The organism is Phytobacter sp. MRY16-398 (genome assembly GCF_003925915.1).
Lineage (GTDB): Bacteria > Pseudomonadota > Gammaproteobacteria > Enterobacterales > Enterobacteriaceae > Phytobacter > Phytobacter diazotrophicus.
Genome location: NZ_AP018756.1, coordinates 5,166,893 through 5,181,752, shown reverse-complemented (window position 1 = coordinate 5,181,752; position 14,860 = coordinate 5,166,893). Strand labels below are relative to the sequence as shown.

Below are 14,860 nucleotides of genomic sequence, written 5' to 3'. Positions count from 1 at the left end.
ACCAAGCAGTTGTGAATTTATGGGGCTTAAAAAACCATGGGGGCACAAAAGGGGGCACATGTTCGTTTTTGTTTATTTATTTTCTTTATTTTCAACTGCTTAAAATGTTTTTTTGAGTCCGGCCTTCGCACCAAAAGATGCAACAATCAAGTCGCCTAAGGGCGGCTTTTTTTGTGTCTAAACTCCAGTATCCGTAAGGTGTTGTCCCGCTTTTTCACTCAACCTAAATCAATCTGATTCCATCGACATCAACTTACTGATGCGGGTACAACTGCGGGTATATCCCGGTTCGATAATGTTTGTACCCACACAGAACCCTTGAAAGGATACTCATCATGGCTCTGAGTGATGTGAAGGTTCGTTCGGCAAAGCCTGAAGCAAAAGCCTACAAACTGACTGACGGCGATGGCATGGTTTTGCTGGTTCACCCTAACGGTTCCAAATATTGGCGGCTACGTTATCGCTTTGGCGGCAAAGAGAAGATGCTGGCGCTGGGGAAATACCCTGAAGTGTCGTTGGCGGATGCCAGGGCTCGCCGGGATGAGGCCCGTAAGCTGTTAGCTAATGGTGTCGATCCCAGTGAGAACAAGAAAGCCGTTAAGTAGAACAGGAACAAGAGGCGATAACGTTTGAGGTGGTTGCCAGAGACTGGCACGCCAGCAATCAGAAGTGGTCTGCATCGCACAGTGCTCGTGTATTGAAAAGCCTCGAAGATAAACTCTTTGCTACTATCGGTAAGCGGAATATTGCTGACTTGAAGACGCGGGATCTGCTTGTTCCTATCAAAACGGTGGAGTCATCAGGTCGTCTTGAAGTTGCCGCTCGTTTACAACAGCGCACTACCGCGATTATGCGCTTTGCTGCGCAGAGCGGCTTAATCGACTACAACCCTGCGCAAGAAATTGCTGGTGCGGTTGCTATGGCGAAAAGAAAGCACCGTGCGGCTCTGGATCTTGAACGTATTCCCGAATTACTTCACCGCATTGATCACTACTCTGGCAGACCGTTCACCCGACTTGCTGTCGAACTTACCTTGTTAGTCTTTATCCGCTCGAGCGAGCTGCGATTTGCCCGTTGGTCAGAAGTAGATTTTGAAACGGCCATGTGGACGATTCCGGGAGAACGTGAGCCGCTGGAAGGTGTTAAATATTCTCAGCGTGGTTCGAATATGCGAACTCCCCATCTTGTTCCCTTGTCGCGGCAGGCTCTGACCATTTTGGAACAGATCAAAAGCATGAGTGGGAATCGAGAACTGATTTTCGTCGGCGATCACGATCCCCGTAAGCCGATGAGTGAGAATACGATAAATAAAGCGCTGCGAGTGATGGGGTACGATACGAAAGTTGAAGTTTGCGGGCATGGATTCAGGACGATGGCGTGTAGCTCACTTATTGAATCAGGATTGTGGTCGAGGGATGCAGTGGAGCGGCAGATGAGCCATCAGGAACGTAGCTCTGTTCGGGCAGCTTACATCCATAAGGCGGAGCATCTGGGGGAGCGCAGGTTGATGCTGCAGTGGTGGGCGGATTATCTTGATGCGAACCGGGAGAAGGGGGTGAGTCCTTTTGAATTTGGGAAAGGGGAGTTCTCCAGAGATTAACTGGCTGAGTTAGTATGACTTTGTGATGCAGGCTTAAGTATTCCGTTAGGGCCTGTCAGTTTGTTGTGGCAAACTGACAGACCGAATTTAGTGACCTACGATAGTAAGGCTTACAACATGCGAATGGTGAGACATGGTTTTCCCACGCGATGAGTGCCATCCTGCATCCGTAGCCTATGTTAGACCAAGATTAAGATACAATTCTGAAAATCACCTGGTCGCTTAAAGCTAAGAAGGAACTGAAACGTATTATTTCGATAATGATAACTTTAGGTGTCTTTTGTTAAAAAATAATTATGTAAATCATTTTCGATTTTTTCTACAGCCAAATCAATCAAATTGGTAATATTAGGGTTTGATTTCTTTTTTGAATGTTTACGGGATAAAAGTACAGATTGTGAAATACTATCAACAAATTCCCAGTATTGAAATGCAGTCATCTCATCTTCTCTACAGGAACTCAACGCCTTCATCGTTGAACCCTCATAGTAAATATGATGAATATCTTGTGAGATATAATATAATTTTTTGTCGTTTGTTCCAACCCAATGTTCAGTCTCAAACTTTACACCATTTATAGTGATGAAGGAACCTATATCTTCTGAAAAATTAGCTCCCGTAAGCCAGTGTAAATCCATCGCTGCATCAAATGCATACCATCGACATTTATCAAGATTGCTTCCGTTCTTATAAAAATTCTCTTTTATATATTTTCGACGCGTATGTATACTCTCTGGCAGCTGATTAATGGTGTTTGAGTCAAGATCCCAAAAAGCATATTTTGCTATTTCTAAATCATACGCACTAATCATGTCAATGAAGCTTATCATGCTATAAAGATATACTTCGAATCTTTTTTCAGGTGCGAGATGAGAATAGTTTAATTTTATATTTTGAATTTGAAGCATAGATATATAATGGAGACCATATACTGTCCTTGCTTCAACGGAAAGTTCCTGGAAATTAATTTTCTTTTTTTCAGAGTCTGGGGCGTAATCCCTGAAAGTCGCCTCGGGATCGTCAATATGACCAGGCCAGAATCGGTGGCAAAAATTCTGATAGGCCATCATTGATTTCTCAACCCATATATCAGGCATTTCATTAACACCAATTGCGGTCAAACATACATTTCCTGATTGTAATAAATTTACTAACGGCAATAGGCCAACTCGTTTTACATCCTCCAGAGTTGATGTCGATGATAATTCCTCCATTCTTTGTAAAGAGCAATTATCTAAGTTTATCTGAACCACTTTTTTCTGCGTCAAACACTGCAAAGCATAAGCTGGGGTCAATACCTTATTATTTTCATATATAGAGAGGCAAGGTCTTATGAATTTAATTTCAGAGCGTTTTACCATATGTAGCCTCTTCAATTTTTAGAAAAATGGTTATAATTCTAATTGACACCCAACGCCTTATACACCGCATCTACAGGTTCAGAGTAAAAACTGACTTGGAATTTGGTAAACAACTCGGCTGGCACCGTCGGGATATCTACCGCGGAAGACATCGGCAGAAGGACCTTTTTCGCGCCGCTATCGAAAGCAAGTTGTAAGCTAGCCGCCAGATCCTGAACAGGGTTGATTACTCCACCGAGCGTCATGCTACCTAAGACGACCATTTGTTCCTGAACGGGTTTCGCCAGTAAAACGGAACACAGCGCAATAAGTGCCGCAAGGCTGGTCGCGGTACTTGGTCCAGTATTGTGCAATTCGACTACATGCAGGTGGTACTCATGTTCAGAAAATTTCGCTGTTGCGCTAACGCGGCTGAGGTTGCCTTTGAAATAGTCAAATCCAACCCGGATAGCTTCCTTAGCTGAGGTACTTGATCCCAGACCGGAAACGCTATGCTTACCATTGCCTGCGGTCATCTGAGTTTCAAAGCGATACAGACCCATCATGCCACTTTCCGCTTGCGTCACTAAATGCACTACGCCTGGCTTTGGCATGCCAGCAGGAATTAATTCGCTGCCGCCCTGTTCTGGCACGCTGACGAAGAATTCTTCCAGCGTCTCATTATTGATGTAGCTGAAATTCACATCGAAGAACTCCAGACCGCCCAGCTTTTTAAGCTGTTCTTTGACTCGACGACGGGCTTCCATGGCGTAGGTCAGGCAAACACGGACATCTTCTTTACTGTAAGAACCATTGGGATGAAGAAGTTTCAATAGACCAGAAACCGTGCGCCTTATCGCGATAACATCTCGCTGGTTGAGGTTATTACCCAGCTTATAGAACTTATCAATCGCATCGGAGAAGCTGCGTTTGCGCATTTCCCGCATGTATTCGGCGAGATAATCTGTGATAAGGCCGTAGCGGTTGGTAAAGAATTCAGGGCGCATTTTCGGGATTTCCCAGCCGGGTATATAGGCATGGAAGCGGTCGAAAAACGCCGTGTCGATCATCGCGGCAGGGAAGGGGGCTAACAGATGGCTGGTTTTGACTAACGTCTCAACGCTCTGATTGATGTTGCCGACGAACACCATCGATGCTTTGCCTTCAATCGAATCTCTTCCACGTGAAAACGAGCCGGACGCCATGTAATCTTTCATGATTTGCACGCCGTCTTTGTCTTTAAAAGTGATCCCCGCCACCTCATCAAACGCGACTACATCCCACATGCCAACCAGGCCAATCTGGCGGCTGGCCATGTTGTAAAACAGGTTTGCTACCGTGGTTTGCCCGCCGGAAACTAGCAGTGAGTTTGGCGAACACTCTTTATAGACGTGGCTTTTACCGGTACCGCGTGGGCCCAGTTCGCAGACGTTATAGTTATTTTCCACGAAAGGGATCATGCGGGTGATCAGGTGCCATTTAGTTCGCTGCTCAATGTTGGCTGGTTCCATACCCACGGAACGTAGCAGAACATCAATCCACTGGTCGCGGTTGAAGTGCGTACGTGCGGTAAATACCTCTTCCATGTCCATATTGGGCATCTGGATAGGTTTAAGCGTCATCAGAGAGAAAGGGGACGTCTTCTGTCCTTCCTCAAAGAAGTAGTTCACGGTGATCATGCACCAGATGCCACCGGTCAACAGCTTCTCGTTGTCCTTGACCATCTGCGGTGGAACCAATGCATCTTTAATGCCGAGGTTGGAGAGCTGGGCTTCGTAAACGTCTTTCTTCTGATTGAGCTTTACCGATACTTTATCAATGATCTTGTAGGATCCTCGCTCACGAATGAGCGATTTCACCTTCTCCGCTTCATCAGGGCGGACGTAGTTATCAGCCAGAATGCGCTTAACGTTCTGCAACCCTTGCTCGACGATCTGGTCATCGTCGGAAGCGCAGTACATACCGAGCAGATACTCCAGCACATAGACCGGGACGTTAGCCCCTTCCTTGAGCTGCTTGGTCAGATCTTTACGCACTACCCGACCGCGAAAATGCTGATTCAGTAAGGCGTCCAGATCGTAACCTTCTGCGACGAGTTCCCCTTCGGAGACGGCTGGAACGGGTAAGTCATGATGGGTTTGCATATCGCCTCACTTAAAAGAAATCATCCTGAAATGCCAGATCGATAATCACAGGGTACTTCTGGTAACCCGTTTCCGTTTGTGCATCTTCCAGTATCAGCCAGTACTCATTACGGCGATTGAAATTCGCGCCAATCAGCTTCAGCGTAACGTCACGCACGCGTTTTTCCATTGTGTTGTTATCGCTGTCAAAGCAGATTCGCTCTTTACCGGATACCACATTATTGGCGTTGTCGACGATGAAGATATTCAGGGTACGCGGTTCGTATAACTCACCTACCGGATGGGTTTGCAGCAGGCTGACTTTATCAATGTTATTGACGAGTTTGATCAGCGGATGGTAGTTCACGATGTCTACCGGACGACGCTGAGGTTGCTTTTCTGCAGCGGTTTTCTGCAGCGCTTTCACCTGCAATACGGGAACACAGACTTCCTGAAGCATGGCACCACCGTGGACAAACCGCGCTCCACCTGAGAAATGGAAACGCTGGATCCCTTTCGGGATCAGGAACTCGCTGCTATCGCTGACGCCTGCGGTATCCGCCACTTTTCCTTTCCAGCAAAAATCATCGGCAGGAAGTTGATGGCCGATAATAAAGCGTTTGTGGTTTTTAATCGTATTGTCTGGCTTGATCTGCAGCGTGGTTTTATCCTGCCCGGAAAGGGGCTGCTGCTGGAACAGGAAACCGTGGTCCGCCGTGACGATAATGCGTGTACCATGAAGACGGTTTATTACACGGGTCACTAAATCCTTCAGTTCAACCACCGCGTTGCGACACGCTTCAAAGGTCTTCTCCTCCGTAGATGCACTGTCACCCATGGCATCAATGGTGTTATGCCAGATATAGACGACTTCGTAATCGCGAATAAGATCCCGTCCTTCCTGATTTTTCCATTTCAGCAGATCGTCCGATTTTACTGCCATCCCTTTATATTTCTTCAGAATGGTATCGCGATTAGGTGTACCTGAGGTGGACAACCCGTCTGCATAGACGATGTCGCCATTACCTGGACTGACCCCACAACAGTAGACATTTCCTGTCCTCACGACGAGGCCTGTTCAAAGGCCTCCGGACTGACGCCGCCGAGGTGGCTGTGACGCCGGGCCCGGTTGTAGAAGACTTCAATGTAATCGAAGATATCGGCCCGGGCCAGATCCCGGGTTTTATAGATACGTTTTCTGATCCGTTCTTTTTTCAGCGAACTGAAGAACGATTCGGCCACCGCATTATCCCAGCAGTTGCCACGCCGGCTCATGCTCGGTGCCAGGTTATTGGCCCGGCAGAAGCGCTGCCAGTCGTCACTGCCGTACTGGCTGCCCTGATCGCTATGTACGATAACCTCGCCGTCCGGTTTTCGACGCCACACGGCCATCATCAGAGCGTCCAGCGCGAGTTCGCGAGAGAGAGTGGGCTTCATCGACCAGCCAACCACGTTACGGGCGAAGAGATCGATAACCACCGCCAGATACAGCCAGCCCTGCCAGGTGCGGATATAAGTAATATCGGTGACCCAGACCTGATTGGCCCGGACAGCGGTAAACTGCCGCTGCACACGATTAGGCGCAACCACTGAAGGTCGGCCAGCGATACGACGCGGCGCTTTATAGCCGCGCACGGCTTTAATCCGGTTCAGTTGCATAATACGGCCCACCCGGTTTTTGCCGCAGGTTTCACCGATCTCATTCAGATCGCCATGAACCCGACGATAGCCATAGACGCCACCGCTCAGGGAATATGAATCACGGATGAGCGTCAGCAGACGCTGGTTATCTTTATCCCGCGCAGAGACCGGATTATGCAGCCACGCATAAAACCCGGCCCGGGCAACGCACAACACCCGACACATCGTCATGACACCCCATACAGTGCGGTGCTCATTGATAAAGCGGTACTTCAGTCGGGCTCCCTTGCAAAGTACCGCGCGGCCTTTTTCAGAATATCCCGTTCTTCCTCAGTGCGCTTCAGCTGTGCCCTGAGCTTCAGGATCTCGCTTTTAGCTTCCAGTAAATCCCGGGCATGCTGTTCGCTGTTATCAGGCTTGATAGCCCGTAGCCACTTGTAGAGGCTGTGCGCAGAAACGCCCAGACGGTCGGATACTTCAGCAACAGAATAACCGCGCTCCGTTATCTGACGGACGGCTTCTTCCTTAAATTCAGGTGTAAATCGTGGTGTGCCCATACGCTCCTCCTATACTCAAACTATAGGGCAGGATCGTCTACCGGGGTGGGGTCAGTCCAATTTCCTCAGGTCGCTGTCCATTCACCTCGAACCACCCTTTTGCTGCATACAAGCCACAGGTAAAATACCCTGTAAGCTTCGGATTTTCCCTGCTGGTGAACAGGAAAAGGTAATAACCCGTCGTTAGTGGTCCACCGTGATAAGCCGTTTTCACCTGTCCCGGTAGCAGAACCGACTGGGTGATAGCTTCAACATAGTAGAGTTTAAACGCCGCATCTCTTACCGCTTGAGTGGTCTTGCTGTACTCCTTAGGCCAATCCATATAGCTCTCCAACTTGATGTTTTTCAACAGTAACAGCGTAACATGCAGTCATATCAACAACTCGGTATTACCGCCCATTTTGAGCAATCGTAAAAAGTAACAAAAGGGCAATATGTTGTAGTTCGCGGCCCCCTTAACGCTCTACAGCCCATAGCCAGTCCTTCTCAGCGAATGGTAGTGCCGATTTCAGTCGGATGCTGCTGCGGAGACGCGGATAATGAGGCAAAGTGGTGGATCACTGAATTCAGTCACCCGAAAAAAAATTTAAATGCCGGCTCCTTGCTCAAAGTAAACACAAGTGATCCTTTTCTGCCCAGCTTGTACCAGTAGGTGCCGATGTTAGTATTAATATGTATCGATCAACGAGTGAAGGTTAGGATAAATGATAGTAACCAGGGAAAGCATGAAACAATGGATCATCGAGTGTCTTCGTGAGCGGGGTGGTAGTGCTTGGCCGCGTGAAGTTTCAAAATACGTATGGGAAAGCTACGAGGCTGAGCTTAGAGATTCGGGCGATATGTTGTATACGTGGCAATATGACATTCGTTGGGCCGCTCAACAATTGAGAAACGAGGGTACTCTGAAACCAGTAAATAGACGCAGAGATTTGCCATGGGAACTGGTATAGCAAAGTAAGGGTTAACGTTCATTTTGCGACCATATCTGACTTTGTTCTGAGTGGATGGGAATTGATGTTTCTGAAGAAAACTTTCCTGCCTGCCTGAATATTGCTTTGATAGCCATATCGGTGTTCTACTGGTATGGTTTTATACCCACTCGTGATGTCTATTTTTTATACGGATTTTAACTTGTGGGTACAAGTGCGGGTATGGCTATTTATTCATTCTTATAAACTACATTGATATCAGTCCATTAGGTGTGAAATTCGGGTCCGGCCTTCTTCCAAAACCATCCGAGAAAGTCCACCAAACCCTTTAAAATTAATACTTACAGTGATTTTTGTGTCCAGCATCGCCCGTGACAGTCCGTTGAAATCCGGGGGGCATTGGGGGCATAATTGGGGGCAGGTCAAAGCCATTGAGTACCTCCGTAGCATTGGGACCGCAAAGTGGCGTAGACCCAATTCCAGGGGCAATTGGGGCATTGTATCAGCGGTGCGTTGGGACAAACTCGAGAAGCAGCGCAGGCATAAGTTTATAAATTCTGGCTGCTGTATTCATGAACAGTACATATAGACGATTGACTATCCCCTGTTGAACATTCTTCTTACTTCTAAGAAGAGGAAAAACATCGAAATACAGGTGCATTACATAGTCGTTACGATGGCGTTTTACCATAGTCATGGAGCCGCGTGTCGCAAAAAAAATCATGAGATATCGTTATGCCTTGTAACCTCATTGATTTGCCCCAATAACTGATGACCTTGCTCTGATACTCGATAACGTGGTCTCGATGAGTTTTCGTTATAAACAGCATCGACCATCCCTTCATTCACCAAGTTGGTTACTATGTTCGCAACATTGCTAAACCCGGGAATACCCCTTGTAGCAAGAGTGCGATCCAGTATCATCCATGTCCAGTCGATGTCTTTTTCTGCCATGACTTTCAATACATTAAATTCGGTATTCGTTATCTTCATTTCAGTGCATCCGGGTGGAATAAATCACCGTCTTTGAGTTTAAAATCTTCCAGCGTTGCCGTATGGGCATTGTTCCACATATAATAACCTGCGACACCGTCTGGTTCACCTGCTTCCCATCCCAGGTTACAGTAACGCTGATATTCCCGACATTCATGAGTGTAGTAGTTTAAATCTACTTGCTCAGGGGGCATTTCCCCTTTTGCGATGTTTTTCAGCCTGCCTATCATTACGTCATTTGCCGGGTCGTGGTCGAAACGAGATATATGTTTCTCAACGATTGCGATCCCTTCATGAGTTATATTAACGCCATCCGTTGTCAGGTTTTCAATCGGCCCTCCAGCTTTTTCCGGATCAAACTGTCTTCCTGAGGCAGCCCCCCTGGCCCCAAAATGCTCAAGTTCCTCTATTTCAGGAACACGCATTCTTCCCATTGTTAGCCCGGCAGCAAGAGATGCACCTGCAATCAGCAGACCTTTGTTATCCATTAGCTGGTTGTAACCTGCTGGCGCATCCCCGCCGAGTTGCTCTGCTGTCTTCTTGAATCCATCTATGTTGCCGTTATAAACGCCTCCCGCAGCCAGAAGCCTGCCCGCTGATTTGCTGTTGATGGTTTTTGCTGCTTGAGCATGTTGCGCGGGCGCTGAGGGGCGAACGTAGTATACCGGGCGTTTTAGTTGCTTTGATATGAGATAACTCAGGCGGGAGTGAAGGAACAAGGGCAGATCATTTCGGAGGTTGCCGGAGGACGTCAGCACGCCCGTTAAAGCATGGCCGGTCATGTTTTTTTTTCAGCAGAACGACCTTTCCGGATCTGATGTCGTCCAGTGTGTCACGGTATGCCATCCAGGGGCGTTGCCAGTGAAACGGGTGATACTGGCTGACAAAATGGCTGTAGTCCTGAGGCAAATTCCACTCCTGGATGTTCCGGTTTGGCAGCGTGGTATCCGCTAGATCTCGCGCCGCATAGTCCGGGTGGATTATGTGAGGAATGTCCTCAAGGTAGATATTGTCCAGTGAATTTGCATGATAGTGATGAAGCATAATGTTCCTTTAGCGCCACCGTCGCACATCGATTTTAAACTGACCGATATTGAACAAAATTTAAGACTACCCTTTAGCTTAAGAAGAGGGGAGTGATCTGCCCCCATTTTGAAATCTTGGCATACTCATTCTAAAAATGAAGGGGAGCCCTCTGTGGAAAGCCTGTTAGCATTCCAGAGTTTTACCTATTCGTGATGCTGTTGCGCACTTTTAAAATTTATGTGCGGTTATGCTCTAAGGGATGACGTATGTCTGCAATACCTATTGCCGGCCCGGGGATCGGGATCGTGCGCAACAATATGAAAGATGCCCATAATCACGGTGAACCGCGAGATATGGCGCTTCCTTTAAGGAAGGTGCGAACAAGTTCCTGATATGAGATCATCATATTCATCCGGAGCGCATCCCAGAGGGACATCATGAGCCATCAACTCACCTTCGCCGATAGTGAATTCAGCACTAAGCGCCGTCAGACCCGAAAAGAGATTTTCCTCTCCCGCATGGAGCAGATTCTGCCATGGCAGAATATGACCGCTGTCATCGAGCCGTTTTATCCCAAGGCGGGCAATGGCCGACGGCCCTATCCGCTGGAGACCATGCTGCGTATTCACTGCATGCAGCATTGGTACAACCTGAGCGACGGTGCCATGGAAGATGCCCTGTACGAAATCGCCTCCATGCGCCTGTTTGCCCGATTATCCCTGGATAGCGCCCTGCCGGATCGCACCACCATCATGAATTTCCGCCACCTGCTCGAGCAGCATCAACTGGCCCGTCAATTGTTCAAGACCATCAATCGCTGGCTGGCCGAAGCAGGCGTCATGATGACCCAAGGCACTTTGGTGGATGCCACCATCATTGAGGCACCCAGCTCTACCAAGAACAAAGAGCAGCAACGCGATCCGGAGATGCATCAGACCAAGAAAGGCAATCAGTGGCACTTTGGCATGAAGGCCCACATTGGTGTCGATGCCAAGAGTGGCCTGACCCACAGCCTAGTCACCACCGCGGCCAACGAGCATGACCTCAATCAGCTGGGTAATCTGCTTCATGGAGAGGAGCAATTTGTCTCAGCCGATGCCGGCTACCAAGGAGCGCCACAGCGCGAGGAGCTGGCCGAGGTGGATGTGGACTGGCTGATCGCCGAGCGTCCCGGCAAGGTAAAAACCTTGAAGCAGCATCCGCGCAAGAACAAAACGGCCATCAACATCGAATACATGAAAGCCAGCATCCGTGCCAAGGTGGAGCACCCGTTTCGCATCATCAAGCGGCAGTTCGGCTTCGTGAAAGCCAGATACAAGGGGCTGCTGAAAAACGATAACCAACTGGCGATGTTATTCACCCTGGCCAACCTGTTTCGGGTGGACCAAATGATACGTCAGTGGGAGAGATCTCAGTAAAAACCGGAAATAACGCCAGAAATGGTGGAAAAAATAGCCTAAATAGGCTGATTCGATGTGTTTGCGGGAAAAAAATCGGCCCAGATCCGCGAAATTTTAATCAGCGAGTCAGCTTGGGAAGAAATGACCTGCTTATTCGCACCTTCCTTAACTTATTACTGGTTTTATCAGAAAGTCCGCAACAAGGGACCCTGGGACTATAAGCAATTTGATCCCTATTGGGCAGCATTTGGGAATTTTAATTTTGGCGCTGCGGGATATGCGGCTGGTATTCCCGCAGAGATTCTTTTAATGGGGGCTGGTTGGGCACAGAGCCGAGCGAGAACTTCAAGGCCAGAATGGGGTACATGGTATAAAGACGCACCTTATCGCGATGATCCACAGGATCAGTACTGGATAAAGGAAGGGATCAAATATGCCATTGAAAACGGTTATTAAGTGGTTTCATTATGCGCTAACTCTCATCTTGCTGATCATTGTCATTGGTTTTGTCATGCTCAATGCCGGTGGCGATAACAGGGCAGATGACAAACTGGTTAGCTCGCAGAAAATTAACGATAGCACCTGGCTTTATGTCACGGAATATTCAGGTGGTGGTGCGACGGTGGCTGACTCTTATCGGTATTATTTATCCGGGAAGCTGGAAGGCAATATAACAGCAAGCCTCGCAAAGCAGGTGCCATTCCTGGTTGCTGCCGGTAGCGCAGCGAACGTGAGTGCTGAGGGTAACACCATTAATATCAGGTACAGTGGCCGGGTATTTTCATTCAGCAATTCCATTGTCTATGAAGCGAATGGTGACGCGACGTTGCCGCACATTAATTTTCAGGCAACTAACTAACTCCAGACAATAGCGGTCGTATCATGGCGAGGTGCGCCCCTGTAAAACACTGTCATCCCCTAACCGTGCCAGCCTTAACGCTGGTACGTCGTTAAACAAGGCCACAAATTTAGCCCGCTGAACCCGGTTATATCGTCCTTCTGACCCGATTGCCTCTCCCACAGCCCCCCATTACATCCCGTTGCCGCCCATTTTGTGATCAAGCCTCAAAAAAGCGCAGTCTCCCCGTCTCTCTGATTTACCTCTGTGCAACACCTGGATTACAGTGAATCAAATTATAAGAACGTTGTTCTATAATGTAGAACAACTTCCAAAAAGATGTCGCCAGCCGTTCTTTGAACGCGGTTGACCGGGAGAATACGACAATGTCCATCGACACCATTTTTACGCCGCAGGATGAACAATTCTATGCGGTGAAAACTCACGCTGCCGGGCCGCAGGGCGCGCTGCCGCTCACCCCGCAAATGCTGCTCGAATCCCCCAGCGGCAACCTGTTCGGTATGACGCAAAATGCCGGTATGGGCTGGGATGCCAACAAACTCACCGGCAGAGAAGTCCTGCTGATTGGCACCCAGGGCGGCATCCGTCACTCGGACGGTCGCCCCATTGCGCTGGGTTATCACACCGGGCACTGGGAGATTGGCCTGCAAATGTCGGCGGCGGCAAAAGAGATCACCCGCCTGAGCGGCATCCCGTTCGCCGCCTTTGTCAGCGACCCGTGCGATGGCCGCTCCCAGGGCACCCACGGCATGTTCGACTCCCTGCCGTACCGTAACGATGCGGCCATTGTTTTTCGCCGCCTGATCCGCTCGCTGCCAACGCGCCGGGCGGTGATCGGCGTCGCCACCTGCGATAAAGGCCTGCCCGCCACAATGATCGCGCTGGCCTCCATGCACGATCTGCCGGTGATCCTCGTGCCGGGCGGGGCGACCCTGCCGCCCACCTTTGGCGAAGACGCCGGAAAGGTACAGACCATCGGCGCGCGTTACGCCAACAACGAACTGAGCCTCAAAGAGGCCTCCGAGCTGGGCTGTCGCGCCTGTGCTTCCCCCGGCGGCGGCTGCCAGTTCCTCGGCACTGCGGGCACCTCGCAGGTGGTGGCCGAAGCGTTAGGGCTGGCGCTGCCGCACTCGGCGCTCGCGCCATCGGGCCAGGACGTCTGGCTGGAAATTGCCCGCCAGTCGGCGCGCGCGGTCATGGCGCTGGATGAGAAGGGCATTACCGCCCGCGACATCCTCACCGACAAAGCCATCGAAAATGCGATGGTGGTGCACGCGGCCTTTGGCGGCTCCACCAACCTGTTGCTGCATATCCCCGCCATCGCCCATGCGGCCAAATGCCGTATGCCGGACGTGGCGCAGTGGAGCGCCATCAACCGCAAAGTGCCGCGCCTGGTGAGTGTGCTGCCCAACGGGCCGGACTATCACCCGACGGTGCGCGCGTTCCTTGCGGGCGGCGTACCGGAAGTGATGCTCCACCTGCGTCGGCTGGGGCTGCTGCATGAAGATGTGATGACGGTAACCGGGCAGACGCTGGGCGAAAACCTCGACTGGTGGGAGCACTCCGAGCGCCGCGCGAAGTTCCGCCAGTGCCTGCGCGAGCAGGACGGCGTGGAGCCGGATGAGGTGATCCTCTCGCCGGAAGGGGCGAAAGCCAAAGGGATGACCTCCACGGTGGCCTTCCCGGTGGGCAACATAGCGCCGGATGGCTCGGTCATTAAAGCCACGGCCATCGATCCGTCAGTGGTGGACGACGACGGCGTCTATCGCCATACCGGCGAGGCGCGGGTCTTTGTCTCGGAAGAGGCGGCCATCAAAGCCATCAAGCAGGGGCAGATCAAGCAGGGCGATATCATGGTCATTATCGGTGGCGGGCCCTCCGGCACCGGCATGGAAGAGACCTACCAGCTTACCTCGGCGCTGAAACATATCTCGTGGGGGAAAACCGTGTCGCTGATTACCGATGCGCGTTTCTCCGGTGTCTCGACCGGGGCCTGCCTGGGGCACGTTGCGCCGGAAGCGCTGGCGGGCGGGCCGATTGGCAAGCTTCGCAGCGGCGATGTGATCGAGATTATTGTTGATCGCCTGTCACTGGCAGGAAGCGTGAACTTTATCGGCACAGCGGAGGCGCGCCTGACGCCGGAAGAGGGCGCAGTGGTACTGGCACAGCGCGAGCTGCACCCGGAACTGAAAGCGCATGACTTCCTGCCTGACGACACCCGCCTGTGGGCGGCGCTCCAGGCGGTGAGCGGTGGCACCTGGAAAGGGTGCGTGTACGACACGGATAAAATTATTGAGGTGATCAATGCCGGTAAAAAAGCGCTGGGTCTTTAAATAATTAAACGAATTTTCCGGGCCGCCGAATAAATGTTTCGGCGGCTAAAAAATATTAC

The 14,860-nt window shown here is 50.2% G+C and carries 11 protein-coding genes and 4 pseudogenes; 7 read left to right on the top strand and 8 right to left on the bottom strand.

From position 1 onward, the window contains the following. Window positions 1-335: 335 nt before the first annotated feature. Window positions 336-1,600: pseudogene (locus MRY16398_RS25290) on the top strand (tyrosine-type recombinase/integrase). Window positions 1,601-1,869: 269 nt separating this feature from the next. Here the strand turns inward: MRY16398_RS25290 and MRY16398_RS25285 are convergent. From MRY16398_RS25285 to MRY16398_RS25260, 5 genes and pseudogenes are all read right to left on the bottom strand, one after another. Beyond that, window positions 1,870-2,961 (bottom strand): hypothetical protein, encoded by a 1,092-nt coding sequence (locus MRY16398_RS25285; RefSeq protein ID WP_125125418.1) that lies wholly within the window; start codon window positions 2,959-2,961, stop codon window positions 1,870-1,872. 38 nt (window positions 2,962-2,999) lie between these two features. Next, on the bottom strand, window positions 3,000-5,084 hold the full coding sequence (gene brxL, locus MRY16398_RS25280; RefSeq protein WP_125125417.1) for a protease Lon-related BREX system protein BrxL: 2,085 nt from the start codon (window positions 5,082-5,084) through the stop codon (window positions 3,000-3,002). Between the two features lie 10 nt (window positions 5,085-5,094). Next, window positions 5,095-6,093, bottom strand: a pseudogene (pglZ, locus tag MRY16398_RS25275) (BREX-1 system phosphatase PglZ type A); the annotation flags it as partial. A gap of 32 nt (window positions 6,094-6,125) precedes the next feature. Then, a protein-coding gene (locus tag MRY16398_RS25270; protein ID WP_202816177.1) for an IS3 family transposase occupies window positions 6,126-7,261 on the bottom strand; the annotation gives its coding sequence in 2 pieces (ribosomal slippage) (window positions 6,126-7,015 and window positions 7,015-7,261; 1,137 coding nt in all). A gap of 37 nt (window positions 7,262-7,298) precedes the next feature. Next, window positions 7,299-7,583, bottom strand: a complete 285-nt coding sequence (locus tag MRY16398_RS25260; RefSeq protein WP_125125416.1) for a hypothetical protein — start codon at window positions 7,581-7,583, stop codon at window positions 7,299-7,301. Window positions 7,584-8,614: 1,031 nt separating this feature from the next. Between MRY16398_RS25260 and MRY16398_RS31065 the strand changes: the two are divergent. Further along, window positions 8,615-8,779: pseudogene (locus MRY16398_RS31065) on the top strand (hypothetical protein); the annotation flags it as partial. Between the two features lie 131 nt (window positions 8,780-8,910). On the opposite strand, the gene MRY16398_RS25245 reads toward MRY16398_RS31065, so the two are convergent. From MRY16398_RS25245 to MRY16398_RS31060, 3 genes and pseudogenes are all read right to left on the bottom strand, one after another. Then, entirely contained in the window at window positions 8,911-9,183 is a 273-nt protein-coding gene (locus tag MRY16398_RS25245; protein ID WP_125125413.1) for a MarR family transcriptional regulator, read from the bottom strand. Then, window positions 9,180-9,800: pseudogene (locus tag MRY16398_RS25240) on the bottom strand (hypothetical protein); the annotation flags it as partial. The gene MRY16398_RS25245 and the pseudogene MRY16398_RS25240, both read right to left, overlap by 4 nt. Before the next feature lie 109 nt (window positions 9,801-9,909). Next, window positions 9,910-10,227: a hypothetical protein gene (locus tag MRY16398_RS31060; protein ID WP_232034365.1), complete on the bottom strand. Its 318-nt coding sequence runs from the start codon at window positions 10,225-10,227 to the stop codon at window positions 9,910-9,912. A gap of 419 nt (window positions 10,228-10,646) precedes the next feature. Between MRY16398_RS31060 and MRY16398_RS25235 the strand changes: the two genes are divergently transcribed. The 5 genes from MRY16398_RS25235 (at window position 10,647) to MRY16398_RS25215 (ending at window position 14,801) form a co-directional block, all read left to right on the top strand. Next, the gene (locus tag MRY16398_RS25235) at window positions 10,647-11,627 is read left to right on the top strand and encodes an IS5-like element ISKpn26 family transposase (protein WP_000019441.1); all 981 of its coding nucleotides are present in this window, start codon (window positions 10,647-10,649) and stop codon (window positions 11,625-11,627) included. Then, window positions 11,609-11,830, top strand: coding sequence for a hypothetical protein (locus MRY16398_RS31330; protein ID WP_125125412.1), 222 nt, complete (start codon window positions 11,609-11,611; stop codon window positions 11,828-11,830). The genes MRY16398_RS25235 and MRY16398_RS31330 overlap by 19 nt, the downstream gene beginning before the upstream one ends. Next, window positions 11,727-12,065, top strand: a complete 339-nt coding sequence (locus tag MRY16398_RS25225) for a polymorphic toxin type 44 domain-containing protein (RefSeq protein ID WP_458575211.1) — start codon at window positions 11,727-11,729, stop codon at window positions 12,063-12,065. Before MRY16398_RS31330 ends, MRY16398_RS25225 begins: the two co-directional genes overlap by 104 nt. Continuing rightward, window positions 12,043-12,468, top strand: a complete 426-nt coding sequence (locus tag MRY16398_RS25220; RefSeq protein ID WP_108702104.1) for a hypothetical protein — start codon at window positions 12,043-12,045, stop codon at window positions 12,466-12,468. The genes MRY16398_RS25225 and MRY16398_RS25220 overlap by 23 nt, the downstream gene beginning before the upstream one ends. A 365-nt stretch (window positions 12,469-12,833) precedes the next feature. Next, a complete protein-coding gene (locus MRY16398_RS25215) occupies window positions 12,834-14,801 on the top strand; it encodes a YjhG/YagF family D-xylonate dehydratase (protein WP_039076890.1) in 1,968 nt (655 codons plus the stop codon). The last annotated feature ends 59 nt before the right edge of the window (window positions 14,802-14,860 follow it).